Annotated in this window: 27 protein-coding genes; 15 read left to right on the forward strand and 12 right to left on the reverse strand. The window is 65.9% G+C overall.

Annotation, left to right across the window (positions count from 1 at the left end):
• Positions 1 to 3: 3 nt before the first annotated feature.
• A complete protein-coding gene (locus tag B9C43_RS28500) occupies positions 4 to 630 on the forward strand; it encodes a response regulator (RefSeq protein ID WP_033390299.1) in 627 nt (208 codons plus the stop codon).
• Positions 631 to 704: 74 nt separating this feature from the next.
• On the opposite strand, the gene B9C43_RS28505 is transcribed toward B9C43_RS28500, so the two are convergent.
• Positions 705 to 1,313, reverse strand: a complete 609-nt coding sequence (locus tag B9C43_RS28505; RefSeq protein ID WP_084430053.1) for a hypothetical protein — start codon at positions 1,311 to 1,313, stop codon at positions 705 to 707.
• A 132-nt stretch (positions 1,314 to 1,445) separates the two neighbouring features.
• On the opposite strand from B9C43_RS28505, the gene B9C43_RS28510 reads away from it, so the two are divergent.
• Genes B9C43_RS28510 through B9C43_RS28540 form a run of 7 tightly spaced genes read left to right on the forward strand, consistent with a single transcriptional unit; the run spans position 1,446 to position 7,223 of the window.
• Complete coding sequence (locus tag B9C43_RS28510) at positions 1,446 to 2,717, forward strand: ABC transporter substrate-binding protein (protein WP_084430054.1); 1,272 nt, start codon at positions 1,446 to 1,448, stop codon at positions 2,715 to 2,717.
• 4 nt (positions 2,718 to 2,721) lie between these two features.
• The gene (locus B9C43_RS28515; RefSeq protein WP_143446648.1) at positions 2,722 to 3,663 is read left to right on the forward strand and encodes a carbohydrate ABC transporter permease; all 942 of its coding nucleotides are present in this window, start codon (positions 2,722 to 2,724) and stop codon (positions 3,661 to 3,663) included.
• A complete protein-coding gene (locus B9C43_RS28520; protein ID WP_084430055.1) occupies positions 3,660 to 4,469 on the forward strand; it encodes a carbohydrate ABC transporter permease in 810 nt (269 codons plus the stop codon). Before B9C43_RS28515 ends, B9C43_RS28520 begins: the two co-directional genes overlap by 4 nt.
• A gap of 10 nt (positions 4,470 to 4,479) precedes the next feature.
• Positions 4,480 to 5,241, forward strand: a complete 762-nt coding sequence (locus B9C43_RS28525) for a nucleotidyltransferase domain-containing protein (RefSeq protein ID WP_084430056.1) — start codon at positions 4,480 to 4,482, stop codon at positions 5,239 to 5,241.
• Positions 5,242 to 5,247: 6 nt separating this feature from the next.
• Positions 5,248 to 5,661, forward strand: coding sequence for an FxsA family protein (locus B9C43_RS28530; RefSeq protein ID WP_051897101.1), 414 nt, complete (start codon positions 5,248 to 5,250; stop codon positions 5,659 to 5,661).
• A gap of 9 nt (positions 5,662 to 5,670) precedes the next feature.
• On the forward strand, positions 5,671 to 6,708 hold the full coding sequence (locus B9C43_RS28535; RefSeq protein WP_033390303.1) for a DUF3616 domain-containing protein: 1,038 nt from the start codon (positions 5,671 to 5,673) through the stop codon (positions 6,706 to 6,708).
• A complete protein-coding gene (locus B9C43_RS28540) occupies positions 6,705 to 7,223 on the forward strand; it encodes a class I SAM-dependent methyltransferase (RefSeq protein ID WP_084430057.1) in 519 nt (172 codons plus the stop codon). The genes B9C43_RS28535 and B9C43_RS28540 overlap by 4 nt, the downstream gene beginning before the upstream one ends.
• Before the next feature lie 31 nt (positions 7,224 to 7,254).
• On the opposite strand, the gene B9C43_RS28545 is transcribed toward B9C43_RS28540, so the two are convergent.
• The gene (locus B9C43_RS28545; RefSeq protein WP_200825727.1) at positions 7,255 to 7,716 is read right to left on the reverse strand and encodes a MarR family winged helix-turn-helix transcriptional regulator; all 462 of its coding nucleotides are present in this window, start codon (positions 7,714 to 7,716) and stop codon (positions 7,255 to 7,257) included.
• Between the two features lie 84 nt (positions 7,717 to 7,800).
• On the opposite strand from B9C43_RS28545, the gene B9C43_RS28550 reads away from it, so the two are divergent.
• Together B9C43_RS28550 and B9C43_RS28555 are read left to right on the forward strand one after the other, a co-directional pair.
• Entirely contained in the window at positions 7,801 to 8,160 is a 360-nt protein-coding gene (locus B9C43_RS28550; protein ID WP_200825728.1) for a cupin domain-containing protein, read from the forward strand.
• 94 nt (positions 8,161 to 8,254) lie between these two features.
• On the forward strand, positions 8,255 to 11,248 hold the full coding sequence (locus B9C43_RS28555; protein WP_084430060.1) for an alpha-mannosidase: 2,994 nt from the start codon (positions 8,255 to 8,257) through the stop codon (positions 11,246 to 11,248).
• A 48-nt stretch (positions 11,249 to 11,296) separates the two neighbouring features.
• Here B9C43_RS28555 and B9C43_RS28560 read toward each other — a convergent pair whose 3' ends face one another.
• Positions 11,297 to 11,614, reverse strand: a complete 318-nt coding sequence (locus B9C43_RS28560; protein WP_235038884.1) for a hypothetical protein — start codon at positions 11,612 to 11,614, stop codon at positions 11,297 to 11,299.
• 11 nt (positions 11,615 to 11,625) lie between these two features.
• Entirely contained in the window at positions 11,626 to 12,174 is a 549-nt protein-coding gene (locus tag B9C43_RS28565) for a hemerythrin domain-containing protein (protein ID WP_235038885.1), read from the reverse strand.
• A 94-nt stretch (positions 12,175 to 12,268) separates the two neighbouring features.
• Between B9C43_RS28565 and B9C43_RS28570 the strand changes: the two genes are divergently transcribed.
• Positions 12,269 to 12,679, forward strand: coding sequence for a hypothetical protein (locus B9C43_RS28570; RefSeq protein WP_084430062.1), 411 nt, complete (start codon positions 12,269 to 12,271; stop codon positions 12,677 to 12,679).
• 252 nt (positions 12,680 to 12,931) lie between these two features.
• On the opposite strand, the gene B9C43_RS28575 is transcribed toward B9C43_RS28570, so the two are convergent.
• The 6 genes from B9C43_RS28575 to B9C43_RS28600 all read right to left on the reverse strand — a co-directional run bounded on the left by B9C43_RS28575 (position 12,932) and on the right by B9C43_RS28600 (position 20,080).
• Positions 12,932 to 13,297: a hypothetical protein gene (locus B9C43_RS28575; RefSeq protein ID WP_084430063.1), complete on the reverse strand. Its 366-nt coding sequence runs from the start codon at positions 13,295 to 13,297 to the stop codon at positions 12,932 to 12,934.
• A complete protein-coding gene (locus B9C43_RS28580; RefSeq protein WP_084430064.1) occupies positions 13,294 to 15,996 on the reverse strand; it encodes an FtsK/SpoIIIE domain-containing protein in 2,703 nt (900 codons plus the stop codon). Before B9C43_RS28580 ends, B9C43_RS28575 begins: the two co-directional genes overlap by 4 nt.
• Positions 15,997 to 16,242 carry a hypothetical protein gene (locus B9C43_RS28585; RefSeq protein WP_143446650.1) on the reverse strand — a complete coding sequence of 82 codons (246 nt, stop codon included), beginning with the start codon at positions 16,240 to 16,242 and terminating at the stop codon, positions 15,997 to 15,999.
• Positions 16,239 to 16,499, reverse strand: coding sequence for a hypothetical protein (locus B9C43_RS28590; protein WP_033390317.1), 261 nt, complete (start codon positions 16,497 to 16,499; stop codon positions 16,239 to 16,241). The genes B9C43_RS28585 and B9C43_RS28590 overlap by 4 nt, the downstream gene beginning before the upstream one ends.
• A 372-nt stretch (positions 16,500 to 16,871) precedes the next feature.
• Positions 16,872 to 19,460, reverse strand: coding sequence for an AfsR/SARP family transcriptional regulator (locus B9C43_RS28595; RefSeq protein ID WP_235038886.1), 2,589 nt, complete (start codon positions 19,458 to 19,460; stop codon positions 16,872 to 16,874).
• 44 nt (positions 19,461 to 19,504) lie between these two features.
• Positions 19,505 to 20,080 (reverse strand): histidine phosphatase family protein, encoded by a 576-nt coding sequence (locus B9C43_RS28600; RefSeq protein WP_200825729.1) that lies wholly within the window; start codon positions 20,078 to 20,080, stop codon positions 19,505 to 19,507.
• A gap of 166 nt (positions 20,081 to 20,246) precedes the next feature.
• Here B9C43_RS28600 and B9C43_RS28605 point away from each other — a divergent pair, with 166 nt between their 5' ends.
• From B9C43_RS28605 to B9C43_RS28620, 4 genes are all read left to right on the forward strand, one after another.
• Positions 20,247 to 20,438 carry a CbtB domain-containing protein gene (locus B9C43_RS28605; RefSeq protein ID WP_084430066.1) on the forward strand — a complete coding sequence of 64 codons (192 nt, stop codon included), beginning with the start codon at positions 20,247 to 20,249 and terminating at the stop codon, positions 20,436 to 20,438.
• Between the two features lie 19 nt (positions 20,439 to 20,457).
• On the forward strand, positions 20,458 to 21,186 hold the full coding sequence (locus B9C43_RS28610; protein ID WP_084430067.1) for a CbtA family protein: 729 nt from the start codon (positions 20,458 to 20,460) through the stop codon (positions 21,184 to 21,186).
• A 172-nt stretch (positions 21,187 to 21,358) separates the two neighbouring features.
• Complete coding sequence (locus B9C43_RS28615) at positions 21,359 to 21,835, forward strand: hypothetical protein (protein ID WP_033390320.1); 477 nt, start codon at positions 21,359 to 21,361, stop codon at positions 21,833 to 21,835.
• A gap of 74 nt (positions 21,836 to 21,909) precedes the next feature.
• A complete protein-coding gene (locus B9C43_RS28620) occupies positions 21,910 to 22,452 on the forward strand; it encodes a GNAT family N-acetyltransferase (protein WP_084430068.1) in 543 nt (180 codons plus the stop codon).
• Between the two features lie 56 nt (positions 22,453 to 22,508).
• Here the strand turns inward: B9C43_RS28620 and B9C43_RS28625 are convergent, their stop codons facing one another.
• Together B9C43_RS28625 and B9C43_RS28630 are read right to left on the reverse strand one after the other, a co-directional pair.
• Positions 22,509 to 23,717, reverse strand: coding sequence for a glycoside hydrolase family 18 protein (locus tag B9C43_RS28625; RefSeq protein ID WP_084430069.1), 1,209 nt, complete (start codon positions 23,715 to 23,717; stop codon positions 22,509 to 22,511).
• A 129-nt stretch (positions 23,718 to 23,846) separates the two neighbouring features.
• Positions 23,847 to 25,883: an AMP-binding protein gene (locus tag B9C43_RS28630; RefSeq protein ID WP_084430070.1), complete on the reverse strand. Its 2,037-nt coding sequence runs from the start codon at positions 25,881 to 25,883 to the stop codon at positions 23,847 to 23,849.
• Positions 25,884 to 25,964 lie beyond the last annotated feature (81 nt).

The raw sequence follows: 25,964 nt of genomic DNA on the forward strand, positions 1-25,964 counted from the left end.
GACATGGGGATCACAGTCGGGGTGATCGAGGACCACCCGCTCTACCGCTCAGCCGTGGCGCAGCTGATCACGGAGTCACCGGGCTTCGAGCTCGACGCGGCAGCAGAATCCGTCGCCCAGTTCGCGGTCCGCCGAAGACACCCGTCCTCAGTGGTCATCCTCGACCTGGGACTGCCCGGTGTCCGCGACGCGGCAGCGGTGCTCGAAGTGGTCACGATGGGCCACAAGGTGTTGGTGGTCAGTGCCCACGCGGCACAACACGAGGTGCTCAGTGCCATGGCTGCGGGGGCACGCGGGTTCCTGTCCAAGGACGTCGAGGCCGACGAGTTGCTGCGCGCACTGCGGCAGATCGCACAGGGCGACAGCTACATCTCGCCGACCTTGGCCTCGTACATGCTGTCGGCTTCGCGCGGCAGGCACGTGATCGAACTGTCCACTCGGGAGCGTGAAGTCCTTTCCCTGGTGGCATCCGGTGAACGCGACCAGGACATCGCCGTCGAACTCGCCATCAGCATCCGCACGGTCCGGTCCTATCTGGACAGAATCAGGGACAAGACCGGCCAGCGTCGCCGCTCCGAGCTGACCCGATACGCGATCGAGCAAGGTGTCCTCGCCCGCAGGTCCGCCTAACGTCCGCAGAAGGCCGCGGTCATCGCGGCGGAGATGTCGAACTCCGGCATGGGACGGGGGTGCACGCGGCCACGTCAGCGATTTTTTCTCGTTGCCTTGACCAGTTGCGAAGTCGTGAGAGGTATCGCGGCTATGAAGATCTCGCCGACGTGACGGCACATCGTGGGGCATGAGCCGAAGTGCCCTGGTGGTTCGTCAGCGACCGCGACAAGGTCATCGAATTGCCATGCCAGCGGGCCTGCCACTACTGACAGCTGTTGCAGGCTGTGCGAACGACCGTCGGCCACGCCGTGGATCGTGCTCATGGACAGTCCGGTGAACGGCATCGACCGGGCGTCCAAGCCGCGATTGTGCAGCAAGCCGTTGAAGATCTCATGAAACGCACGTCCGGCAGGGGCGCTGTCCGGGCCTTCAGGGGCAGGGTTGGCTGAACCCAGGGCCACTACGAGGTTCTTGACGGCCGCCAGGTGTGCATGATCCATCGTGACGAATTGCTTGGCGAACGCGCGCATGACGTCGCGATCGCGGGCAGGTGGCCGTAGGTGCGTGGGGACCGGATGCCCAGAGACGACCAACACATCGGAAACGAGCAGGTCTAGTTCGGCCGCGAGCTCGTACAGCCGCTCACGCCCATAGCCCAGGCCGTGGTCCACGAGGTCTCGGAGCACCTCCGCGCGTTTCATACCGCCAACCTAGCTTGAACGATACATCCGATGTATCAACACCGTAAACCTTTGCAGACCGCTTGACACCCGATCAGTCATCCGATGAAATCCGCCGTGGAGTGACGACGGTCACCGGTAGGGAGATCGGCGATGCGCAAGCCCATTGTGTTGGCGTTACTGGTGGCTGCCTGCTTGAGCGGGTGCTCGGTCAAGCAGGATGCCGGCGGTGGCGGGCAGCAGGAGATCAGCTTCCTCACGTTCGAAACACCCAACCTCCCGCCCGCCTACTGGGACGCGGCCATCAAACGCGTCACCGAGAAACACCCGGACATCAAGGTGACCAAGCTGGTCGCGCCGACCACTCAGGGACGCACCGCCTACGCCAAGCAGCTCTTGCAGTCCGGGCAGTTCCCCGACGTGATGATCGCGGTCGACCCGGCCGGGTTCGCCGAGGCGGGCAACCTCTACGACTGGAAGCCCGAGGAGCTCACCGACTTCGAGTTCCCGCAGGCCAACCCGATCAAGGGCGGCCACCACCAGCTCCCGGCCAACACACAGACCATTCCGCCCGTCTACTACAACAAGAAGATGTTCGCCGATGCGGGCATCACCGGCACCCCGAAGACATGGGCCGAACTGCTGCAAGCCGCCGACAGGCTGAAAGCCAAGGGGCAGCAGCCGTTCGTCATCGGTGGCGGCAAGGACGGCTTCCCGGCGTCCATGATCCTCACCGGCATCATCAGTGTCGACGTGTACGGCAAGACGCCCGACTGGTTGACCCAGCGCAGGAACAACAAAGTCAAGTTCACCGACGCCGATTTCCAAGCCGCGGTGGCCAAGTTCGCCGACCTTGCCGCGAAGGGATACCTGGACAAGGACAGCGTGTCCCGTGACTACGCCGCCACCGAGCAGGCCTTCCTCGACGGCAAAGGCGCGATGTACCCGATGGGCAACTGGTTCGCGGCCAACGCCGACACCAAGAAGCACGACTTCGACATCGGTGTGTTCAACTTCCCCTCCGACAGCGGGAAACTCGTCGTACCCGCGTACACCGGCGGCGGCATGAGCGTGAACGCCAAGTCCAAGAACCTCGACGCGGCCAAGCGGTTCGCCATCGCGTTCCAGACCGACAAGGGCCAGATCGACGCGTCGGTCAAGGCGGACGGTCTCGTCCCGGCGATCAAGGGCTATCAGATGCCACCGGACGTCGGCCCGGTTCTCAAAGCGGGCTACGACTTGTACACGCAAGCCGTGCAGCAGAAGGCGATCGTCAACTCGTTCGGCTGGGAGACCGCGGACGACGGGTTGCTGCCCGGGCTGAAGGAGAAGTTCTACGCCATGGCCCAGGACTTGGTCACCGGCCGCAAGTCAGCGGCGGACGCGTGCGCCTTCCTGGACACCGAATGGGAGAAGGCGGGCTGAGGGGATGGCCGCCGCTGAGGTCGCCGCACCGCTGGACACTCGCAGGGACCGCGGTGCGGCGACCAAGGCCAGACTGGGCCCGAAGGTCTGGCACTTCATCTCCTTCGCCGCACCCGGAGTCCTTGTCTACGCGTGCTTTGTGCTCGCCCCGATCGGGATCAGCCTGTGGTACAGCCTGACCAACTACAACCCGTTCAACCCGCCGACCACGTTCGTCGGGCTGCGGAACTTCGGGCTGCTGTTCGAGGATCAGGAATTCCTCACCGCGCTGCGGGTCACGTCCATCCTGACGCTGATCGTCGTGATCGTGCCCAACGTCCTCGGGCTCGGGGTGGCTTTGCTGCTGGACAAACGAGGCGGTCTCTACAACGCCTTGCGCAGCGTGTTCTTCACGCCGGTGATCTTGAGCTCGGTCGTGGTCAGCATCATCTGGTCGCGTCTGCTCGACAGTGAGGGACCGGTCAACGAGCTCCTCCGGGCGCTGGGCGTCTCCACTCCGCCGGGGTGGTTGTCCGATCCCGATCTGGCCTTGTATTCGCTGGCTTCGATCGTGTGCTGGCAGATGCTCGGGTTCTGTGTCGTGGTGTATCTCGCCGGGCTGCAAGGGGTTCCGCAGGAGCTGCTGGAGGCCGCCGCGATCGACGGCGCCGGGCCGGTCCGCCGGTTCCGCGCGGTGACCTGGCCGTTGCTGGCGCCCGCGTTGACGATCAACACCGTGGTGCTGCTGATCTCCGCTTTCAAGACGTACGACTACGTCAAGGTGATCACCAACGGCGGTCCCGGGTCCGGCGCCACCGCGACCATCGCGTTCAACGTGCTGGCCACCGGGTTTGACGCCAACCATGTCGGTTACGCCTCCGCGATGGCGATCGTCATGCTCCTGATCGTCGCGGTGATCACCGCGATCGTGTTGAAACTCTTGCAGCGCAGGGAGATCGACCTATGACTCGGCCGATCGCCGCGATCTTCGTCAGCGCGCTGTTCTTCGTCCCGCTGTACTTCGTGCTGGCCAACGTGTTCAAGCGGGGCGATCTGATCTCCGCCGAACCGGCCGCGCTGCCGATACCGCCCACTTTGGACAACATCGCCGCCGTGGTCACCCGTCCTGATCAGCTTTTCTGGGTGAGTCTCACCAACAGCATCGTCGTGACGACACTTTCCGTGGTGATCCTGACCGTGTTGAGTGCCATGCTCGGGCACTACCTCGCGCGGTCCAGGCAGCGGTGGACGCGGATCCTGACGCTGGTGCTGCTGTCCGGGCTGATGATCCCGCCCCAGGTGATCCTGATCCCGATCTCGGACGTGCTGAACATCGCCGACCTGATGACCACCCTGCAAGGCCTTGTGCTGTTCAACGTCGGCTACTACGTGCCGTTCGGTGTGTTCGTGTTCGCCGGGTTCATCCGGAGCGTGCCGGTCGAGCTCGAAGAGGCCGCGATCCTCGACGGCGCGCGACGCGGCCAGGTGTTCTGGCGGATCGTGTTCCCGTTGCTACGCCCCGCGACCGCGAGCGTGATGATCTTCCTCGGGGTGTGGATCTGGAACGACTTCATCGATCCGCTGATCATCCTCGGCCCCAGCCAGGGGACCACCGTGACGACCGGGATCTACCGGTCCATCGGTCAGTACCAGGCCGATTTCGGCAGCGTTTTCGCGCTGATGTTCCTGGCGACGTTGCCCGTGCTGATCTTCTATCTGTTCCTGCAGAAGCACTTCGTCAAAGGCCTGACCGGGGGTGCCACCAAGGGATAGGGTCGGGTGAATGTTCGAGCAGATCGTCAACCGGTACCTTGCCGTGGCCGATCGGCTGATTCCCGGCCGGATCAGCGGGTTCTACGTGGTCGGTTCAGCCGCGCTCGGCGCGTGGCACGCGGATACCAGCGACATCGATTTCGTTGCCGTGCTGAACGGGCCCGCCAAACAGTTGCCTGCCTTGCACATCCTGGGAAACCTGGCCACGGCTTGGCGTGCCCTGCTGCGCCGCCAGCCGCACATCCCCGGCACGATGAACGGGGTTTTCGTCGCCACCGAAGACATTTCCAAGCCGGTGACGCGGATACGGCCGATCGCGTCGCACAGCGGGCGGAAGTTCAAATGGGATACCGGGTTCGACGTGAACCCGGTGATGTGGAAAGTGCTGCGGGAAAAGGGCATCACATTTCGCGGACCGGAACCGGCCGAATGGGGACTCGATCCGGAACCCGGCATGCTGCGGCAGTGGACCCTTGATCAACTGAATGGTCATTGGCGATCGTTCGCCGAGAAATGCGTGTCCGGCGACCCGCCGTGCAAACCGCTGATTTCGCCGGACAGGGTCGCCGCCGCGCGGGTGACCGGTCCGCCCAGGTTGCACTGCACCGTCACGACCGGCGAGGTCATCTCGAAGGACGCTGCCGTCCGGTACGCCCTGGACACGTTCGGCGTTCGCGTTGGTGATCTCAAAACCGCCAGGCACGCGGGCGAATTCATGCTCGAGGTGATTTCCGACGCCGGACGGGAGTCTTTTCGCGGTCTCGAGCGTTGAGCGAGTATGCCCGTTTTGATCCTGTTGTTGCTGGCGATGGCGGTCGAGCTCACCGTGCTGGTGCTGATCGGCTCGGCGATCGGTGTGCTGCCGACGATTCTGCTGGTGGTCGTGGCCACCGTGATCGGTGTCGTGCTGCTGCGCCGCGAGGGGATGCGGGCGCTGACGGCGTTTCAGGCGAAGGTCCGGTCCGGACAGCAGCCGCAGGGGGAGATGCTCGACGGCGTGCTGATCGCGGTCGCCGGGATTTTGGTCGTGTTGCCCGGTTTCGTCAGCGATGTACTGGCGATCGCCCTTTTGTTCCCGCCGACGCGGGCGTTGATCCGTGGGCGCGTGCTAAAACGGGCTGAGGCACGTGCGCGCCGCTACCGCGAGGGCGGCGGTCAGATCTTCATCGTTGACGCGCGGCCCAGCGACTAGAGGGGGCGTATGACCGTCAACCGCCAGGTCCGGCTGCGGTTCGAGACCGGTGCCGTCGAGGCGCAAACGCACGTCAACCTGTCCGCGGTCCGCAGCGACGGGCGCTACCTGTGGATCGCCGGCGACGAGACGGCGACCATCGAGCGGCTGACCGCCGACGAGATCGGACGCCCGGCCGAGTACGCCGAACACGTGACGTTCCCGCTACCGGACGTGATCAAGCTGCCCGGAGAGGCAGAAGAAGAGGTCGACGTCGAAGGCCTCGCGCGCGTGGGCCCGTATCTGTGGGCGGTCGGTTCGCACAGTGCGAAGCGCAAGAAGCTCAAGCGGGAACACTCGGATGCCAAGTCCGCCAAGCGATTGGCGAGCGTGAGCATGGAGCCGTCGCGCCGCGTGCTCGCTCGCTTGGCGATCGAGAACGACGAGCCGGTCGACCGGACCAGCGACGGGCACCGCAGTGCCGCGCTGGGCAAGCCGGGCTTGATCGACTTGCTGGAGGACGACGAGCACCTCGCGCCTTTCCTCGCCATCCCCGGCAAGGACAACGGGTTGGACATCGAAGGCATCGCGGCGGCCGGTGACCCGGGACAGGAGCGCGTCTTCCTCGGTCTGCGCGGGCCAGTGCTGCGCGGCTGGGCGGTGATCATGCAACTGGCGCCCCGCGCCGACGGCGACGAGCTGAAGCTGGAGAAGCTCAACGGCGACCGCTACGTCAAGCACTTCCTCGACGTCGACGGCCTGGGCGTGCGCGACATGTGCGTGCACGGCGACGACCTGTTGATCTTGGCAGGCCCATCGATGGACCTCGACGGCCCAGTGCGCGTCTACCGATGGCGGGATGCCGCGGACTTGAAGACCGCGGACGTCGTCCACCGCGACGAACTGGAGAAGGTGCTCGACCTGCCGTACGGCGAGGGCGACGACCACGCCGAGGGAATCGCGCTGCTGCCCGACAACGAACTGCTCGTGGTGTACGACAGCCCGGCGAAGGCGCGGCTGACCGAGCCGGGCGTGGTTCTCGCGGACGTGGTGAGCCTTCCTTCGTGAAAGTCCCGGACCGTGTTCGCTGGGCCCTGTCGGTCGTGGACCCGGGCCCAGCGGACCGCGTCCTGGAAATCGGCTGCGGCCCGGGCGTCGCGGCCGCGTTGATCTGCGACCGCCTGGAAACCGGGCACTTGCTGGCGATCGACCGTTCGCCGGTCGCCGTCCAGCGCGCCGCCGACCGCAACGCGTCCCATGTGGACGCGGGAAGACTGGAGGTCCGGCAGTCGGCACTGGACGACCTCGAAGTCCCCGCCGCCAGCCTGGACAAGGCATTCTGCGTCAACGTCAACCTGTTCTGGGTACGCGACCCCTCGGCCGAACTCACCGTGCTGCGAAAGGCCTTGCGGCCAGGCGGAATCCTGTACATCTTGTACGGTGATGGCCCGACCGGCGACGACCGCGTGACACCTGTGATCGTGGAGGCATTGGAGCGCAACGGCTTCGTCGGTGTCGAGGTGATCGAGGGAGCAGGGTTTGGGGTTCGTGGCGAAGACTGTCGTACCCCACTGGTAGCGTGAAAATCAGGGGTTCCCCCGGTGACGGGTTTTGTCACCAGATGGGGCGGAGGGCCGGCAGGTTGGGGCCGGCCATCGTCCTGATCAACTTGGTGAGCTCGGATCGTAGTCCAGGGAAGTCGACCTGTTCGGCGAGCTCGGCCTCCAGCTCGTGCAGGATCCGGCCCGCCACGGTCAGGTGCCGGAAAGCCTTGTCGGTCAACACGACCAGCTTGCGCCTGCCGCCTTCGGGGTGCGGCTTGCGGGTGACGTAGCCCTTCTCTTCGAGCTCGTCCACGATTTGGCCGGCCGCTTGTTTTGTCACGCCGAGGCGGTCGGCCAGTTCTGTGCCGGTCGCACCGGATGCCTTCAGCGCCTGGAACACCGCGCCGTGAATCGGCCGCAGGTCCTCATACCCCGCCGCCTCGACCCGCGTGACGAACTCACGCAGCACAAGCTGGAACCCCATGCCGAGCAGGAACGTCAGCTCGGTCCGGGCCAGTGGGTCGTCGGTCACGGACATATCTTGACACACCCGAGTCAAGCCGCTTTACTCATCGACAAGTAAAGCTACTTGACTTAGGGGGCGACGATGATAGTCGTGGAGAACGCACGTGTGACCGAGACGCCGAACGCCGTGATGGCCAGCCTTGCCACGCCCAGCCTGGGCAGCAAGGACCTCAGCACCTGGCGCGGGAGCATGAAGGAAGGCGCGCAAGGACCGCTGCACGTCGTCGACCGTGAGCAGGTCTGGGTCACGCTCGCGGGCGCGGTCGAGTTCATCGCGGATGGTTCAGCGAAACTTGTCCGAACCGGACAAGCGGTCATCCTTCCCGCGCACGAGGCGCGGCAGGTGCGGGTGGTCGACGGTCCGGTCGATGCGTTGGTCTGCATGTCGATCGGGGGTTTCGCGTCCGCGCCGGGCTCTGACGAGCGGCATCCGTTGCCGTGGGCGGAATGACGCCGGTCCGGCAATAGTGAACTTCATCGGCTGCCTTCTGGTGAAACCTTGGTATAGCGTCGGCCAGGAACCCCGTTAGACCTGGAGGTCACCTGTGCACGATGATCGGCGGCTGGTCGAGGACCGGCTGGCACGGATGCTCACCACGCGCATCGCGCCGGCCAAGTACGCCGGGTCCTGTCCGCTGGAAATCGAGGTCTGGCACGTACCGGACGAGCCGGTGCCGGTGGCCGAGGCGCTCGCCGCGGACTACGAGCCGTTCACTGTGGGGCAGCGCTGGGGCGCGCCGTGGTCGACCAGTTGGTTCCGTATCCGCGGAGCGGTCCCCCAGGAGTGGCACGGCAAGCGCGTCGAGGCCGTGATCGACCTCGGTTTCACCAAAGCCCAGGCAGGGTTCCAGGCCGAGGCGCTGGCGCACGACCTGCAGGGGCGCCCGATCAAGGGCATCGCGCCGCGCAACGACCACGTCCCGTTGACCGGGGACGTGGTCGGCCTGCTGATCGAGGCCGCGGCGAACCCGGACGTCCAGGAAAACGGCATGCAGCCGACGATGTTGGGGGACAAGCAGACCGCGGGCAAGGACCCGCTGTACGTCTTCACCGCGGCCGACGTGAAGCTGCTCGACGAGGACGTCTGGCACCTGCAGATGGACGTCGAGGTGCTCAGCCAGCTGATGCACCAGCTGTCCACATCGGACCCGCGGCGGCACGAGATCCTGCGCGCACTCGAGCGTGCACTGGACGCGATCGACGTAGCGGACATTTCAGGCACGGCTGCAACGGCTCGCGCCGAGCTGACCGAAGTGTTGTCCCGTCCGGCGCACGCGAGCGCGCACAAGCTGTCGGCCGTCGGCCACGCGCACATCGACAGCGCGTGGCTGTGGCCGCAACGCGAGACCATTCGCAAGACTGCCCGCACGTTCGCGACGGTCACCGCGTTGGCGCAGGACTACCCGGAGTTCATCTTCGCGTGCTCGCAGGCCCAGCAGTACGCGTGGATCAAAGAACACCAGCCGGTCATCTTCGAGCGCATCGCCGCGGCCGTGAAAGCAGGCCAGTGGGCGCCGGTCGGCGGAATGTGGGTCGAGTCCGACGCCAACCTCCCCGGCGGCGAGGCGCTCGCCCGGCAACTGGTGCACGGCAAGAGGTTCTTCCTCGACGAGTTCGGCTACGAATGCGAAGAGGTCTGGCTGCCCGACTCGTTCGGCTACACCGCAGCCTTCCCGCAGCTGGCCAAGCTCGCCGGGGCCCGCTGGTTCCTGACGCAGAAGATGTCGTGGAACCAGACGAACAAAATGCCCCACCACACCTTCTGGTGGGAGGGGATCGACGGGACCAAGGTGTTCACGCACCTGCCGCCGGTCGACACGTACAACTCGGAGTTCTCCGGCAAGGAGATGGCGTACGCTGTCTCGAACTACCTGGAGAAAGGTCGCGGCACCACATCGCTTGTGCCGTTCGGTTACGGCGACGGTGGTGGCGGCCCGACTCGCGAGATGCTTGAGCGGGCCCGTCGTCTGCGTGACCTCGAAGGCACGGCGAAGGTCACGATCGAGAAGCCGAGCGAGTTCTTCGAGAAGGCGTACGAGGAGTACCCGGACGCCCCCGTGTGGTCCGGCGAGATGTACCTCGAGCTGCACCGGGCGACGTACACCTCGCAGGCCAGGACCAAGGCGGGCAACCGCCGAAGCGAGCACTTGCTCAGGGAAGCCGAACTGTGGGCGGCCACCGCGGCGATCTTCGGCGACTTCGAGTACCCCTATGAAGCCTTCGACCGGCTGTGGAAAGTCGTTCTGCTGCACCAGTTCCATGACATCCTGCCGGGCAGTTCGATCGCGTGGGTGCACAAGGAAGCCGAGGCCAAGTACGCCGCGGTGGCGGCCGAGCTGCACGCCATCACCAACGCCGCGATGTCGTCCTTGGTGGGCTCTGGTGATCAGCAGCTGGTCTTCAACACGAGCCCCCGTGCCCGCAACGAGGTCGTCGATGGCGTGCTGACGTCCGTTCCAGCCTCTGGTGCCGCAGTGGTCTCCGCTGTTGTCGCTCCCGAGGTGACCGTCACGGATCGCTTGCTGGACAACGGCTTGGTCCGTGTCACGCTGGACGACAACGGGTTGATGACGTCGGTGATCGCGGACGGCCGTGAGATCCTTTCCAGCCCGGGTAATCTGCTGCAGCTGCACCCGGATCTGCCGAACTTCTGGGATGCCTGGGACATCGACGCGCACTACAAGCGTCGCCACACGGATCTGACCGATGTGGACTCGATCAACGTGGTGAGTACGGGGGTTGAGGGTGCGATCGAGGTCGTACGTTCCTTCGGGTCGTCCCGGATCACGCAGGTGATCAGTGTGCGGGCGGGAAGCCGCCGGATCGACGTGCGGACCGAGATCGACTGGCACGAATCGGAGAAGATCCTCAAGGCCGCGTTCCCGATCGACATCCACGCCGACCGTTCGGCCGCGGAGATCCAGTTCGGCCACGTCTACCGGCCGACGCACACCAACACCAGCTGGGACGCCGCAAGGTTCGAGATCTACGCCCACCGCTGGGTACACGTCGCCGAACCTGGTTACGGCGTCGCAGTCCTGAACGACTCGACCTACGGCCACGACATCGGCCGCGTCTCCAACGACGACGGCACAACGACGACGACCGTACGGCTGAGCCTGGTGCGCGCACCTCGTTTCCCGGACCCGTACGCCGACCAGGGCAAGCACGTGATGACGTACTCACTGCTGCCGGGCGCGTCCATTTCGGACACAGTGGCCGAGGGTTATGCGCTGAACCTTCCGGTTCGTTCAGTGCAGGGTGCCTCGGTCCCTGAGCCTTTGATCACTGTGGACAGTGACGCGGTGACAGTCGAGGCGGTCAAGCTGGCTGACGACCAGTCCGGCGACGTCGTTGTGCGGCTTTACGAGGCACTCGGTGGGCGGACTTCAGCGGTCGTGAAGACCAGCTTCCCGGTGTCGAGCGCGAAGACGACGGATCTGTTGGAGCGGCCGCTGGCCGATGCCTCGGTGACGTCCGAAGGAATCCCGGTCTCGTTGCGGCCCTTCCAAGTGCTCACGCTGCGCCTGAGCAGGTAGTTGCCTGTTGTTGGGGGGAAGGCCTTATGTAGGCCTTCCCCCCAACCGTCATTCCGCGGGACGAAGGGGCGTACGCTCCTCGGCCGCCATCGAACCGCCCGCTTCGTCAGCGGCTTGGCCACGGCCGACGGCTTCCCGCTCGATCTTCTCGTCCAAAGGGGACAGTTCGGGCTGGGTCTCCGGCTGCTCTTCGGCCAGCCGGTCCTCCATCGGCCTCGGGTGCGACTGTTCGTACGGGGTCGTGCCGTACTTGTCCGCACCGGACCAGTGTTCCGGCGGGTCCATCCCGGCTTCGAGCGGGTCGGCTCGCAAGCGGTCCTCGTCGAGGTCTTCGGCACTCGACGAGTCCCTGTCTGGCGAATTCACGATGGTTCCTCTCAGGACGATTGGGTCTGCAGAGCCTTGGTCAGCTGCTCCCGGCTCATGCTGGACGCGCCGCTGATGCCGGCGTTGCGGGCCTGCTGGAGCAACTCGCCCTTGGTGGCCTGACCAGGCATTTCACCGAGATGCTGTGCCCTGCTCGACGCGAACGCCTTGGCCAGCTGCGAAAGGCGGTCGCCGTCGAGCCGCGAACGCATGCCGGGCAGCACGGTCGACTCTTCTTCCTCGACGTGGTGGGTCACCGACTCGATGACCTTGTCCAGCAACTGCTCGTAGCGCGACCCCGTCGGGTCGGCCTGTGCGAGCTCGGCCAGCAGCTTCTCGGCCTCGGCGTGCTCCTGCTGGCTGTGCTCGACCTCGTCGGTCTCGCCAGCCTCTTTCTTGGCGACCGGATAGACCTCGGACTCCTCCGCACGGCTGTGCGCGACCAGCAACGCGCACATCACCGGCGTCAACAAGGGCCGTTTGTCCGGGTTGTTCTTCAATTCGTTGAACAGTCGTTCCACCTCACGGTGGTCATCCATGATCATGTCGACGACGTCCACGAGCAACCTCCTCAGGTCGAACCTTGGCTACCCAGATGAGCGGTGTGTAGTCATCGCGTTTGCGGGTACGCAGAGCTGAGAAAGGGGTTGAGCCATGCCTACCTACCACCGCACACGCACGTTGCACGCCGGTGAGGACCGGGTGTTCGAATACCTTGCCGACGTGAACAACCTGCCGAAGTACTTCGACCACATGAAGACGGCCAAACACGTCGGCGGCGACACAGTGGAAGTGGAAGCCGAAGTCCACGGCGAGAAAGAACACGGAGAGGCATGGTTCCGCGTCGACCGCACCGCCCGACGCATCCAATGGGGCTCACGCGACAGCGACTACTCCGGTGTCCTGGACATCAAAGCAGAACAAGACCGGACCATTGTGGACATCGAACTGCATGCCCACCACGAAGACGCGGAGATCGACCAGGCATTGGATACCACGCTCGACCACATCCAAGAGCAAGTGGAAGCCCCCGACGCCCGCAAGGGAACAGCGACCGACAGCTGACGGTGCCCGCGCGGCTCGCGCTACGTTGGCCCGCGCGGCTCGCGCTACGTTGGCCCGCGCGGCTCGCGCCACGTTGACCGTGCAACTGGACCGTTCGCAAATCTAGTTGTCCACAACCCGCCGGTAACCCCTTTGACCAGCCCATATCCGCGATAGACTGGCCAGGGGTCGTCCCCCCGGGAGTGGTGGGGGATGTTCTGGGGTTGGGGTGAGGTTCGGCAAAAGTCGTCGTCAGAAATGGCGGGGAACGGTTTAGGGAAGTTTCTTGGGCCACACGGCTTTCCGCAGGGCGGCCACGAAGGTGTTCGTGGCCGGTTCGATCTCGGCGAGGTAGGTGTCCAGGAGGTCAGGTCGGCCCGCGGGATCCGGCTCCGGTGGGCGGCCGGGCGTGATCCAGTTCAGCCCGGCGAGCCGGGCGGCGACTTGGCGCCACCAGCCGGTGATCTCCTTCTTGACCTGTTCCTCTTGCTCGGTCGCTTGTTTGATCGCTTTTTCGGCGGCGGTTATCTCCGTGACGACCTCGACTCGGCGGCGGCGTTCGCGGTCCGCCAGTTGCTGCGAGGCCTGCCGGGTCAGGTCGAGGATCTCCTTGTACTGCGCGACCGGGTCGTCTGTCATTCCGACTCCACCGTGTCGAAGGGGATGATCACGTCGGGTGAGCTGTGCGTCGACTTGTCGAAGTAGATCGCTCGTTTCGGGCGGGGCGCCCAGTCGATGACCTGCCCGGCGGCCAGGGTGTTCAGTTCGGCGCCTTGGACGTCCAGAGCCACCCACGCGCCGATGTCGTCGGTGCCGCCGAAGCCCAGGGTGTCCTTCAGTCGTCCGACACCGCGCCACCAGCCGAACGTGTGCACGTGGTTGGCGGGCCCGTTCTTCAGCAACGCGCGCAAGTCGTCCAGTCCGCTGCGCATCGCGGGTGGTTCCTTGCGTTCCAGCCATTGGTGTGCGGCGTCCACCGCGAAGAACAGGATGTACCGGGGCCGTTCTCCCGAAGCGGGCGCCAGTTTGGCGATCGACTCGTCGGTCCGGTGGTCCACCGCGTGGCCGATCGCCGTGAGGATCTTCGCCAGCCGGGTGACCCGTTCCTGCAACGCCGGCACGGCGCACCAGATGCTGAAATCCACCGAGCCAGGGGAGTGCTTGCGCGCCAACGAGAACGTGATGCTCTCCATAATAGACAGAGCGTCCGCCGTCGCCGTGCCGATCACTGCGAGGTTACGGCCGGGCACCGCGTCCAATGCCATGGTCGCGGCCCGGCATTCCACGTCGATGATCTGCCCGAGCAGTGGCCCTGGCGGGTCGGTGAAATCAGGCGACTCGGCGAGCAACGGCTGGTGTGCGCCATCGAAAAGCCTTGGTGCCAACGAGTTCCCGGCGGCCCAGAGCCGCGCTTGCAGCGCGTCGAACGTTCCCTTCGCCGAGGCGTCCGGGATGTGCGCGACCTGGTTTCCGTGTGGCACACCGGAGTCGTGGTTGATCACGGCGTGCCAGCGCGGCAGGCTGAACGCCGCGTTGTTGGTCTCCGACAGCACACGCTTGGCCTTGGGCATCGCGATGCGCAGCGTGCACTGTTCGAACACCGCGGGCTTGCCCCAGAACGCCTCGATCCCGGCGATGTCCTGGCTGGCCAGCACCAGGTGGATGCCCTGCGAACGCCCCCGCCGGGCCACGTCCTCCAACAACACCGTGGCCTGCTGGGTGATCCGGTCCCGGCCGCCGAACAGCGCCTGGAACTCGTCGATCACCGCGACGATCCGCGGCCAGTGTCCCTCCGGCTCGGCTTCCCGCAGCTCGGCCAGCTTGGTGACCTCCTGGCGCTTGGCCGCCTCGGCCCGCCGAGCCAGTTCCTCGGTCAGGAACCGCAGCAACGCCAAGCCGAACTCACGGTCGGTGTTGACGTTCACGCCGACCAGCCGCGCCTGCGGCAGCCAGCTCGGGTCCTTGCGCCCGGGTGCGAGGCCCGCGAACGACACGCCTTCCTTGAAGTCCAAAAGGTACAGTTCGAGTTCACTGGGCGGATAGCGAGCGGCGAGCCCGCCGAGCATCGCGTACAGGAAATTCGTCTTGCCCGATCCGCTCGGCCCGGCGATCAGCGCGTGCGGTGTCGCGTCGCCGATCACCACCTCGACCGGTACACCGTCGGCGAAACCGACGGGCGCACGCAGCTCCTCCTTGGAGCTGAGCTTGCCGAGTTCTTCCGGCAGCAGATCGTCGAACGTCCGCGGCTTGCCCCGGCGCGCGACCAGGTCCGCCGCGATCGCGGCAGCGGCGCGGCTGGCCAGACTGCCGTCCGGGGCGTCGTCCGGACGGAAGCGCACGCCGGGACCGGTCATGCTGGTCGTCGCGTGCCGCGAATCGGTGAACGCGATCGTCTCTAGTGGACTGTTCGCCGACAGCGGGACGTCGACGCAGATCAGGCTCACGCCGGCGTCGATCCCGGTCCGGGCGACTCGTTGCAGCTCACGCTGTTGCTCGTCGGGCAGGCGCTCGCCGTTGCCGAACAACACGACGACGCGCCACGGCTCGATCCGCTCACCCTTGGTGACGCAGACCGAACGCAACGAGGTCTCGCCTTCGCGCATGGCCTTGGCGTGCACGCGCCGGATGTGCCCGGCCAGTTCGGCCAGCAGGTCGTCCAGCCGGGTCGGATCGTGAACAGTGAGTAAACCGGCTGACGTCAACGGTTGCAGGTTGGGCAATGAACCGGTCAAGTGGCCGATGTCCCACAGGTGGACCTTGACAAGGCCCGGCCGGAAGTAGCTCATCAGCCGCAGCAGCAACGTCTCGACCAATGAGTCCACAACGGACCGGTTGTCCGGCGCCGAGTTCACCCGCAGGTGCGCGCGGTCGAGCAACGGGACCGCGACCGGGAACTCGTCCTCGCGCGGCGCCTCTTCCACCACCGCCGTGCCGACACGCCACATCGCCGGTGCGACGCCACCGGTGTCCTCGCCGACCTTGCTCAGCCAGTCGTGCCACGGCGAACCCGCAGCTCCTGGCGCCGCCGCCGCGACCAGCCGACGCAGTCGCTCCGGACCTTCCGGATGCCAGCGCGCGTACAGCTCGTCGCGTTCGGCGATCACCTTGTCCCACGTCTTGGCCAACGCCGGCCTGCCGCGCAGCTCGGTGATCTCCGGATCGAGTCTGGCCTTGGCCAGGCCGAGCCGCATCACCGCTTGCTCGAACTCGAGCTGGTCCTTCGTTGTCTGCGCGGCTTGCCGAGTTGCTTGGGCTGCGCCGAGCGCGAGCCGCAGTGCCTTGCGCAACTCGTCAAGCGCGTCCTGTGCGCGCTGCCGGCGTTCGCCTCTGCCCAACATCTACAGCCTCAACAAGTAGTCCAGTAGCGACTGACGGGCCAGGGCGATCAGTTCCCCGGCCGTTGACAACTGTGCCATCGCGAGATCAAGCTCGACAGGGTCATACCCGTTTGGGTCCCTGCTTACCGCCAACAGTGTCGCCCGGGACTCGGCCAGTAACGGAACCGCGGTCGCAGTGGTCGCGCGGGCTCGTTCCAGCGTGAGGTTCACGTCACGCAGCGCACCGGCCAATTCCGAAATAGTCAAAGCCGGTTCGCGTATCCCTCGGCGGACGAGATGCTCGCCTGGATGGCGCCCTGCGCGCTGGCCAACACCTGCAGCGCCTCGGTGAGCAGGCCCTGCGCCTGGCTCACGTCCGCTTGACTGCTGCCTTGTGTGGCGGAGAGCAGAGCGTTGCGTGCCTCGTCCAGTTGCATGGAAGCCTGTGTGATCGCAGCGATCCCGGCAAGAGACTTCTCGTTCGCCAACGCGATTCCAGCCTTGATGTCCTCAACACCCGCCATGCCGCCACAAGATACTGTTGATCTCAACGACGTTGTCACCCGGGTCCGAGATGGAGCTGGTCGCCAGCGCGAACCGGAGCCACCGCGGCGCACGGTCGGCAGGGTCCCGGCGGTTTGGGCGATCCTCCTCGCTCACGACGGTCTCCTCGCCATGGCATGCAGCTTTCGGGTGACCCCGGCAAGAGACTTTCGTCCGCCATCGCGATACCGGCGTTGATTTTCGCTACGCTCGCCGTGCCGCCACAAGATACTGTTGATCTTGCTGCGCGGCGTTACCCAGGTGGCCCAGTTTCCGTTGCCACGCTGAGGTTTCGTGATCAAAAAGACCGAGTGGGCCCCGTCGCTGAGGCCGCAGGTGCAGCTGGGAATCGTCTAGTGCTCGAGGTCGTCCAACAGGTGAGACACCTCCGCCGCTGACCGGTGGTCGCCCGCGCGCAGGTGCGCGTCCAGCGACCCGCTCAGCAGATCCCGTGCGCGCGTCCGATCCCCGGCACGCAGCAACAACTCCCCAGTGTGCTGCCGTGCGTATGCCACGCAGTGGTCGTCTCCCATGTTTTGGAACATGTCCGTTGCTTCAGTGAGGTGACTGAGAGCTTGCGCCGGCTCCCGCAGGGCGGCCAGCCGTTGCAGAGCGTGTGCTTCGCGGTGCCGGTCGCCGATACGTGCTGACAGCTCTCGTGCGCCGGTCAGCCAGCGTTCGGCTGCGGGAAGTCTTTGCTGGGCAAGCAGAGCTGTGCCGATGGCGATTCGGGCAGCGGCCTCGAAATGCGGCTTTTCGGTACGCATGAAGATTCGCAGTGCACGCTGGTGGTGCCGCAACGCTTTCTGGTAGTTACCGCGGATCCGGGCCGTCGTGCCGATTCCGGCGTGGGCGATTCCTACGCCGGTGTCATCTTCTGTTTCGGCGAAGAGCCGGAGGGCCTCTCGCGTCGCTGTTTCGGCTTCGGCGGGTCGGTCATGGTAAAGCGCCAGCTGTCCCTGGTTACGCAGGACGATCGCCTCACCGTGCTTGTCGTCTTCCTGCCGGACGCCCGATAGCGCGATCTCATGGGAACGCCGCCACTCGGCGTGTTTGCCGCGTAGGTCGAAGTAGGGCGCGGTCATGGCCGGAATTCGCCAGGCGTGCCGTTGGATGCCCAGTTCGGCGGCGAGTTCGAGAATCGCTGTGATGGACGGCACTTCCGCGTCGAACCATGCCGTCGCGTCAACTTCGCTGGACGAAGCATGCCCGTGTCGCGGCACGATGCCGAAGAACGGCACTGGCATGCGTGTCGCCGCATGTGTTGCCAGTGCGAGATAACCGTCCAGGACCCGCCGTGCGGCCGCGCGTAGTTCTCGGCGCGTTTCACCGGACAAGCGTTCGGTTGCGTAACACCGGAAGAGGTCCGGCATCCGGTACCGCAGGGTGCCGGTCTGGTCTACCGAGACCGCGAGAAGGTTGGCATTCACCAACGTGTCGAGTACGTCGTCGGCGTTCGGCCGGTCGAGCAGTGCGGCGATCGTCCAGCCGGGAAAGGAGACCGGGCCGAGCATCCCGGCGAACCGGAACGCCCGCGCCGCGCTCGTAGGCAGCCGGAGATAGCTGTCGGTGACGCTGGTTCGCACCGCCAAGCTTCCGGTTGTCAGCTCATCGAGTCGGCCGCGCTCGTCGGCCAGTCTTTCGGCCACCACCCGCAACGGAATGGACGGCCGGGCGACGAGTTTCGCCCCGGCCACCCGGATCGCCAGCGGAAGATTTCCGCACGACCGCAGGATTTCCCTCGCGCGGGCCGGTTCTGCGTTGACTCGGTGTGCGCCAGCCACCTTTGTCAGCAAATCGTGTGCCTCGGCGTCGGTTAACGCGTCGACGTGCACATGCGCGGCGCCATGGAGCTCGGGCAGCCACGTCCGGCTGGTGATCAGCACGGCGGATCGCCCTGATCCGGGCAGCAACGGCGCTACCTGTGCGGCGTCGACGGCGTCGTCCAGCACGACCAGCATCTCCCGGCGGGCCAGCACAGAGCGGTACCGTGCCGCCCGCTCATCAAGGCTGGCTGGGACATCGGGCACTCCCATGGCTTTCAGCAGGTACGCCAGGACGTCCGCCGGGTCACGCAGTCGCACGTACAGCTGACCGTCCGGAAAGGACTCCGCGACTTTATGTCCGATATGGACGGCCAAAGTAGACTTTCCGGCGCCTGGTGCGCCGGTCAGTACGACCGCGGCAGGCGGCCGGGTCAATGCCTTCGTGGCCTGGGTGACGATGTCCGTCCGGCCGGTGAAGTCCGGAAGATCCAGTGGCAGCTGGCGGACAGGGAAAACCCCGGTGCGGATCTTGTCGCGAGCCTGGCGCAGCCCGGGGCCGGGGCGCGTGCCCAGTTCGTTGGCCAGAACCCGTTCGGCTTCGTGGTACGCGTGCAGGGCCTCCGAGGTGCGTCCGTCGCGGTGCAGCGCCCGCACCAGGAGTCGCCAGAGTTCCTCCCGCAACGGGTACTCGGCGAGCAGGCCGCGCAGTTCCGGGATGGGGACGTCCGGACTTCGCTCGATCACCGACAGCCGGAGCTCCTCCAGCCTGGCCAGTGCCGGCTCCCACGCCGGACTACGCGGCAGGTCCGCCAACGCACGGCCGCGCCACAAAGCGCTGGCCTCGGCCAGTTCGCCTTGCCGTGCCTTGGCTTCGAAGGTGGTCATGTCGAGCTCGTCGTCCACGACCGTGATCTGGTAACCGCCCGGGCACGTGCGAACCCGGTCGCCGATCGCGGCGCGCAAGGCGTGTGCGTACGTCCGGACATTGGCAACGGCTGAGCGCGGCGGCGAACCGGGCCACAGGACGTCGACCAACGTGTCGACGCTGACGGTCCTGTTCGGATCGAGGAGCAGTGTCGCCAGCAGCATCCTCGGTTTGCGGCCGCCCAACGAAACCGCGCGTCCGTCGACCGTGACCTCCAACGGGCCCAGTACACGGAACGCCATGTCGGCCATGGCCCTGATGGTAAATCCTTGACTATGTCATGGGCTAGAGTTGGTTACTGATTCACCGCGTGGCCGGTTTCCCGCAAGGTCCAGTTCGGCCCGGAGTTCGACAGCCGGGTGACCGACAGGGAAGCGACGTCGATCCGCCAGAACGACTGTGCGGGCGCGTTCATCACGTGTACCACCGCCGCCCGGATGATGGCCGGATGTGTCACGGCCGCTACGCGTTCGCCGGATCCACGCAGGCTCGTCAGCCACGCACCGACGCGGGCGATGACGTCCTCCACAGACTCGCCACCATGCGGCGCGGCTGAAGGATCAGTGAGCCACGAGAAGTCCGTTATCTCGTCAAGCGCACGGCCACGCCAAGTCCCGAAGTCCTGATCGGTCAACGCCTCTTCGGTCTCGCCCGGCAAGCCGAGCCCGGCGGCTGTCTGCCGGCAGCGAAGCTCCGGCCCGGTCAGCCACCGGGTGAATCGCCCAAGATCGACAGGGGTGAGGTCGTCGGGTCGTTCCACCGGCTCATCAGCCGGAAACGCGGTCCGGCGGGTCGCCGTCGTGGCCGCGTGACTGATCAGGATCACGCGAGTCGAGGCATTCGGGTGAGCAGGGTCTCCCAGCGTTGACACGGTGTGCGGCTCCTGCCTACGGTCCTCAGGCCATTGGTCGGAGTAAGCCGGTGAGATCCCGGCACGGTCGCGCCACTGTATGCGGGCTCTGAGTCCCGTAAGTCAGACACTCCGGCCTTCACTACGAAGCCCCATTGGGTCGCGTCAGCCCGAGGAGGTCACACCGGTGACTACAGCAGCTGTGCCCGTACCGGTCCCGATTTCGATTCCCGTTCGCGAGATCCTGCCGTGGGCGGTGTTCACCGCGATTCTGTCCCTGGTGCTGCTCTACTTCGTGGGCACCGCGCAAGGCGCGGACAGCATCATCCACGAGTTCGTGCACGACGGCCGGCACCTGCTCGGCTTCCCTTGCCACTGAGTGAAGCGCGGCGCCTCACATGAAAATTGGACATGTACTGGTCCGGGGAATGCTCGCCGGACTGCTGGCGGCCGTGCTCGCGTTCGCCTTCGCGTCGATCTTCGGTGAGCCGCAGGTCGACATCGCCATCGCGGTCGAAGAGGCCGGCGCAGGGCACGACCACGGCGGCGAGGAAGCGGCAGTGGTCAGCCGCGGCGTGCAGAGCACTTTTGGCCTCGCGGTGGCCACGGGCGCGTACGGCCTGGCGTTCGGCGGGCTTTTCGCCCTGGCTTTCGCCTTCGCGTACGGCCGTGTCGGCAACCTCAGCGCTCGTGCGACCGCGGGCGTCCTGGGGATCGGCGCGTTCGTCACGGTGTTCCTGGTGCCGTTCTTGAAGTACCCGTCCAATCCGCCGGCGGTCGGCCAGGCCGACACCATCAACCAGCGGACGACCTGGTACTTCGTGATGGTCCTGATCTCGGTGGTCGCGGCGATCGCGGCGACCGTGATCGGCAAGCGGCTCGCCACGCGCCTGGGCAGCTGGAACGCGGTGCTCGCCGGCGTGCTCGGCTACATCGTGGTCGTGGCGGTGGCCGCCTGGGTGCTGCCTGTCGTCAACGAAGTGCCCGACGGATTCCCGGCGAGTCTGCTCTGGAACTTCCGCGTGGCCTCGCTCGGAACCCAGCTGATCCTGTGGGCCGGCATCGGGGTGGCGTTCGGGGTATTCATCGAACGCTCTGTCCGGCGTGTCGCCCAAGCTCGCGCATGATAGCCCTCTGACCTGCGGATTCGCAGCCCCTTCTGCCGCAACGCCCCCTAACTGGAGTTAGGGGGCCAGTCCTGTGTTCAGCGTCACGTTTGGTGACGTACCATGGACGGCAGCGAGCTCGGGGATCGCTCGAATGGAGCAACAGGCGAAGAACGGGGTAGGGGAATCCGTAATGACAACGATGACACAACCGGCTCCGGCCTGGTTGCGGGAACTGGCCGCAGCCCGGGCCCACTATGAGGAAACCTTCGGCTGGCCGGTGGCTGTCCAGGTCGGTCAGCGTCAGCTGGCCGTGGCCCTCGGTCAGGTGCTCGACGCAATCACCATGCCTGCCGGCCTGGCGGATCAGGTGAACCAGCAACTGGGCATCGCCATGCTGGCCGGCCCGGTCATCGCGCACCCGGACGGTGGGCGGTGGACCTTCCTGACCCAGGCGGCGACCATGATGCGTGGGGACATCGTCGACGGTCTGGCAGAGCACGAAGTACGGCATGCGGGGGTAGGCGCGTACACGGTCGTGCCGACCGAAACCGGCGACGGGGGATGGCGCTGGATCAGCGAGCCTAGGCCACACCAGATGCTTCCATCGGCCTACGCGGTGATCGCGACCGCGCGGAGGCTTTGCGCGGCTGCCAGCCACGCGGCTTGATCTCAAGCTTCGACGACCGGGCGGACACTTTGGTCCGCCCGGTTTTTTGTCGCCCAGTTGACGAAAGCGGCGGTATGGATCTCGATCTGAGCCTGGATGCCGGCCTTGACGCCCGTGTGCTGACCGTGGACGACGCACCTCTGCTGGTCGAAGCCACCACTGGGGAGACGGGACGGTCCTTGTGGGGTGCGCGGCCGGTGGGTCCTTACACCCTGACCGACGCGCAGAAGGCGTTGTCGCAGTGGAACCACGCCGAACACGGCCAGTTCTCGATCGGGATCCTGCGCGAACGGTATCTGGTCGGCGCGGTCGGCCTGATGCCGGACGAGGACGCCAATGTCGAACTGGCGTACTGGATCAGGCCACAACAGCGTGGAAGGGGAATCGGCTCACGGGTGGTGCGAGCGGTCACCCTCTGGGCACACCAGACCCTGAAGGCCCCGCGGATCTGGCTGGAGATCAACCCCAGCAACGAACCGTCGCTGCGTCTCGCCCGGCAGGCCGGCTACCGCTTCGAACAACGTCTTGCCCGGCATTGCCGCGACTGGTCGGTTGATGATCCGGAACGCGACACCTGGCACGACTGCCTGATCTGGATCTACCTGCCAGCGGCGTGAACCAGGGCTCAGGGGCGCGGGTGGAGAGTCGCCGCGCCCCTGGCCTGTTTCCCCGGTCAGCCGTTCTTCATGGCTGTGATCAGTTCACCGTTCGTGGTGTCGCCGGACAGTTCCCAGAAGAAGGAGCCGCCAAGGCCCTGACCACGGGCCCAGCTCATCTTCCCGGTGATGGTCGACGGTGTGTCGTAGCTCCACCATTGCGAGCCGCACTTGGCATACGCCGTTCCCGCGACAGTTCCGTTGGCTGGGCACCGCGTCTTGAGGACCTTGTAGTCCTCGATGCCCGCCTCGTAGGTTCCCGGCGCCGCACCTGTGGCAGAGCCACCTGGCGCGGTTTGGGTCACGCCGTTCCAGCCGCGTCCGTAGAACCCGATGCCGATCCACAGTTTGCTTGCCGGAACGCCCTTCGCCTTCAACTTCGCGATGGCTTCGGAGGTGGTGAAGCCGGCTTGGGGAATCCCGGTGTACGGCGTCAGCGGGGAGTGGGGTGCCGTTGGGCCGGTGGCCGCCCACGCGCCGAAGAAGTCGTACGTCATCACGTTGTACCAGTTGAAGTACTGGGCCGCGGACGCGTAGTTCGCCTTGTCGATCTTCCCGCCCGCTGACGCGTCGGCCGTGATCGCCGCGGTGACCAGCTTCGATGAGCCGAAGCGGTTGCGCAGCGCCTGTGCCAGCCTGGTCAGTGCTTCCGGGCCGCTGGTGTCGCAGGTCAGGCCGCAGGCGTTGGGGTACTCCCAGTCGATGTCGATGCCGTCGAACACGCCCGCCCAGCGCGGGTCGTTGACCAGGTTGTAGCAGGAGTTCGCGAAGGCCGTCGGGTTCTGCGCGGCCTGTCCGAAGCCGCCGGACCAGGTCCAGCCGCCGAACGAGAACAGCACCTTGATCTGGGGGTGCAGGCGCTTCAACTTGCGCAGCTGGTTGAAGTTGCCGCGCAACGCGCCCGCGTCCCACGTGTCGGCGACACCGTCCACACTGGACGCTGCGTCGTAGAACCGATCGTAGTCGGCGTAGCTGTCGCCGATCACGCATTGGCCGTTGACGACGTTGCCGAATGCGTAGTTGATGTGGGTGAGCTTGGTCGCCGCGCCGCTCGTCCTGATGTTCTTCACGTGGTAGTTGCGCTGGTAGACGCCCCATTGCGCGAAGTAGCCAAGGACGTTGCCGTTCGGCGCTGCGTCGGCTGTCGGTGTCGTTGTGGGGGAGACGGTCACTACCGCGAGTGCCGTGACCAGCGCGCTGGCGAAAGCCAGAAACCTTCTGGACATGCGTTCTCCGTTAGGTGACGCGGTGCGTCAGTGCACCGCACCCAGCAGGGAACCGCGGAGCCCGCGCCTGGCCGGCGGTTAGGTCGAACGCCATTCAAAGTAGAGTGGACTAGACCAATACGTCAACAGTTACCAGTGGCCGTCTTCCAGCATCCGCTTGAGCACCTTGCCGGTCGCGTTGCGCGGCAGGCCGTCGACGAACACCACGTCCCGTGGCACGGCGAACCGGGCCAGTCGCTGGTGCACGTACCCCCGCACGGTGTCGGCGTCCAGGTGGGCGCCGGGCTTGAGCACGATGTAGGCGGCCAGACGCTGCCCGTACTCGTTGTCCGGGACGCCGACCACGGCGGCCTCGCGAACCTGGGGCAGCGCGGCCAGTGCCTCCTCGACCGGCCGGGGGAAGACGTTCTCGCCGCCGGACACGATCATTTCGTCGTCCCGGCCCGCGACGAACAGGCGGCCGTCGGCGTCGAGGTAACCGCGGTCGCCGGTGTCCATCAGCGAATGGCGCAATGCCAGGTTCGCGCCGTTGGTGTAGCCGTCGAACAACATGTCGTTGCCGACGAAGATCCGTCCTACTGTGCCTGGCGGTGCCGGATATCCTTCGCTGTCAAGGATTCCGATGCGTGTCCCGTTGGGTGGCAGGCCTGCCGTAGTCCGTGCGGCCCGTAGATCCGATGGGTCGGCGATAGTTGCCCATGACACTTCGGTTGAGCCATACAGGTTGTAGAGCACATCGCCGAACGCGTCCATGAACTGCTCGACCAGCCGTCCGGGCAGAGCTGAACCGCTGCTCGCGACAACCCGCAATGATGAGGTGTCGTAGTTGGAACGCACGCGTTCCGGCAGATCCATCATGCGCTGCAACATGATCGGCACCGCGAACATCGACGTGATCCGGTGCTTCTCGATCGCCTGCAGCGCCGCTTGTGGATCAAAACGGCGTTGCAGCACCAAACTTGCCCGCAACGGCATGCCCAGTTGCATCGCCGCCAGGCCCCACGTGTGGAACAGCGGCGCGGCGACAAGCATCTTTTCCCCGGCACGCAACGGAATCCGGGACAAAATAGCGGCCGCGTCGCCGAGCCCGCGAGGTGTCGGCCTGCGCGCGCCCTTCGGCGGCCCGGAAGTGCCGGATGTCAGCACCACGATCCGGCCGGGCTGCTTGGGCGGCGTGAGCTTGTCCGCGGACCCGTTGGCGATCAGGTCGTCGACCGTCGGCCCGGAACCGGCCGGCTCGCCCCAAGTCCGGATGCGCGGCAGCTCAGGCGGGAGGTACGTCGTGAGGCTCGCGAACTCGTCGTCGGCCATCAGCAGCACCGGATCGTGGTTCCGCACGACCTCGGCGACCTGGTTCGCGGCCAGGCCCGTGTTCATCAGCACGACATCGGCGCCGAGTTTCCCGCACGCGATGAACGACTCGACCATCCTGCCGTGGTTGCGGGACATCAACGCGACCCTTGACCCGGCGGTCACCCAGTATCGGGACAACGCGTTGGCCAGCCGGTTCGTGCGTTCGTCGACCTCGGCGAACGTGCGCGGGCCGTCCTCGTCGTAGTAGGCGATCTCGTGCGGGCCGCGTGCGGTGGAAGCCTGGTAACCACCCACGACCGTCGCACCCCATCGGGCCAGCGACGCCAGTTGCCGCAACGTCCGATCGGGCCGTGCGGGAGTCAGAACACCGGCCTTGACCAGTGTTTTCGCGATGCTGAGGGTCGACCCGCGCGCGGAGGAGGGATCACGCGGCTCGGGTGGCAGGGCAGCGGGCACGCCCTCCAGATGATCACGCAGGCGGGCCAGCGCGTCGTCGATCCGGCGCCGCAGCGCGGTCACGTTCTGATCGTCTGACTGCAACGAGAGCAGCACGGAGATCTCAGTGCCGCCGTTGGGCACGTGCTTGAGCTGGATCGACAGCCGGTGCGTCTGCCGCCGGACGCTGGACCACACCAAGTGCTCGTCCTGCCGGAAGAGCAGCAGCTCGACCTCGTCCTCGTACCCGACGCGCACCAAATACCGCGCACCACGGCCCTGATGTGGCGTCAGGCGCTCACACCAGCTCAACCCGCGGACATAGCGCGGGTACAACTCCGGGTCGCTGATCACCTCCCACACCTGAGCGGGTGGTTGGCGGACGACCGCTTGCGCTTCAACGCTGTCGGATCGCATACCTACTGATGAGTAGCAGTGTTCCGCTGGGCGGTGCAAGGTTGTCGCCCGAACGGACTAGCGGCCAGAAAAAGGCCACCC

It is taken from the genome of Kibdelosporangium aridum (genome assembly GCF_900176515.1).
Lineage (GTDB): Bacteria > Actinomycetota > Actinomycetes > Mycobacteriales > Pseudonocardiaceae > Kibdelosporangium > Kibdelosporangium aridum.

Coding starts and splice junctions, on each gene's coding strand:
- B9C43_RS28500 (WP_033390299.1), top strand. CDS start 4: ATGGGGATCACAGTCGGGGTGATCGAGGACCACCCGCTCTACCGCTCA.
- B9C43_RS28505 (WP_084430053.1), bottom strand. CDS start 1,313: ATGAAACGCGCGGAGGTGCTCCGAGACCTCGTGGACCACGGCCTGGGC.
- B9C43_RS28510 (WP_084430054.1), top strand. CDS start 1,446: ATGCGCAAGCCCATTGTGTTGGCGTTACTGGTGGCTGCCTGCTTGAGC.
- B9C43_RS28515 (WP_143446648.1), top strand. CDS start 2,722: ATGGCCGCCGCTGAGGTCGCCGCACCGCTGGACACTCGCAGGGACCGC.
- B9C43_RS28520 (WP_084430055.1), top strand. CDS start 3,660: ATGACTCGGCCGATCGCCGCGATCTTCGTCAGCGCGCTGTTCTTCGTC.
- B9C43_RS28525 (WP_084430056.1), top strand. CDS start 4,480: ATGTTCGAGCAGATCGTCAACCGGTACCTTGCCGTGGCCGATCGGCTG.
- B9C43_RS28530 (WP_051897101.1), top strand. CDS start 5,248: ATGCCCGTTTTGATCCTGTTGTTGCTGGCGATGGCGGTCGAGCTCACC.
- B9C43_RS28535 (WP_033390303.1), top strand. CDS start 5,671: ATGACCGTCAACCGCCAGGTCCGGCTGCGGTTCGAGACCGGTGCCGTC.
- B9C43_RS28570 (WP_084430062.1), top strand. CDS start 12,269: ATGCCTACCTACCACCGCACACGCACGTTGCACGCCGGTGAGGACCGG.
- B9C43_RS28575 (WP_084430063.1), bottom strand. CDS start 13,297: ATGACAGACGACCCGGTCGCGCAGTACAAGGAGATCCTCGACCTGACC.
- B9C43_RS28580 (WP_084430064.1), bottom strand. CDS start 15,996: ATGTTGGGCAGAGGCGAACGCCGGCAGCGCGCACAGGACGCGCTTGAC.
- B9C43_RS28590 (WP_033390317.1), bottom strand. CDS start 16,499: ATGGCGGGTGTTGAGGACATCAAGGCTGGAATCGCGTTGGCGAACGAG.
- B9C43_RS28595 (WP_235038886.1), bottom strand. CDS start 19,460: ATGGCCGACATGGCGTTCCGTGTACTGGGCCCGTTGGAGGTCACGGTC.
- B9C43_RS28610 (WP_084430067.1), top strand. CDS start 20,458: ATGAAAATTGGACATGTACTGGTCCGGGGAATGCTCGCCGGACTGCTG.
- B9C43_RS28615 (WP_033390320.1), top strand. CDS start 21,359: ATGACAACGATGACACAACCGGCTCCGGCCTGGTTGCGGGAACTGGCC.
- B9C43_RS28620 (WP_084430068.1), top strand. CDS start 21,910: ATGGATCTCGATCTGAGCCTGGATGCCGGCCTTGACGCCCGTGTGCTG.
- B9C43_RS28625 (WP_084430069.1), bottom strand. CDS start 23,717: ATGTCCAGAAGGTTTCTGGCTTTCGCCAGCGCGCTGGTCACGGCACTC.
- B9C43_RS28630 (WP_084430070.1), bottom strand. CDS start 25,883: ATGCGATCCGACAGCGTTGAAGCGCAAGCGGTCGTCCGCCAACCACCC.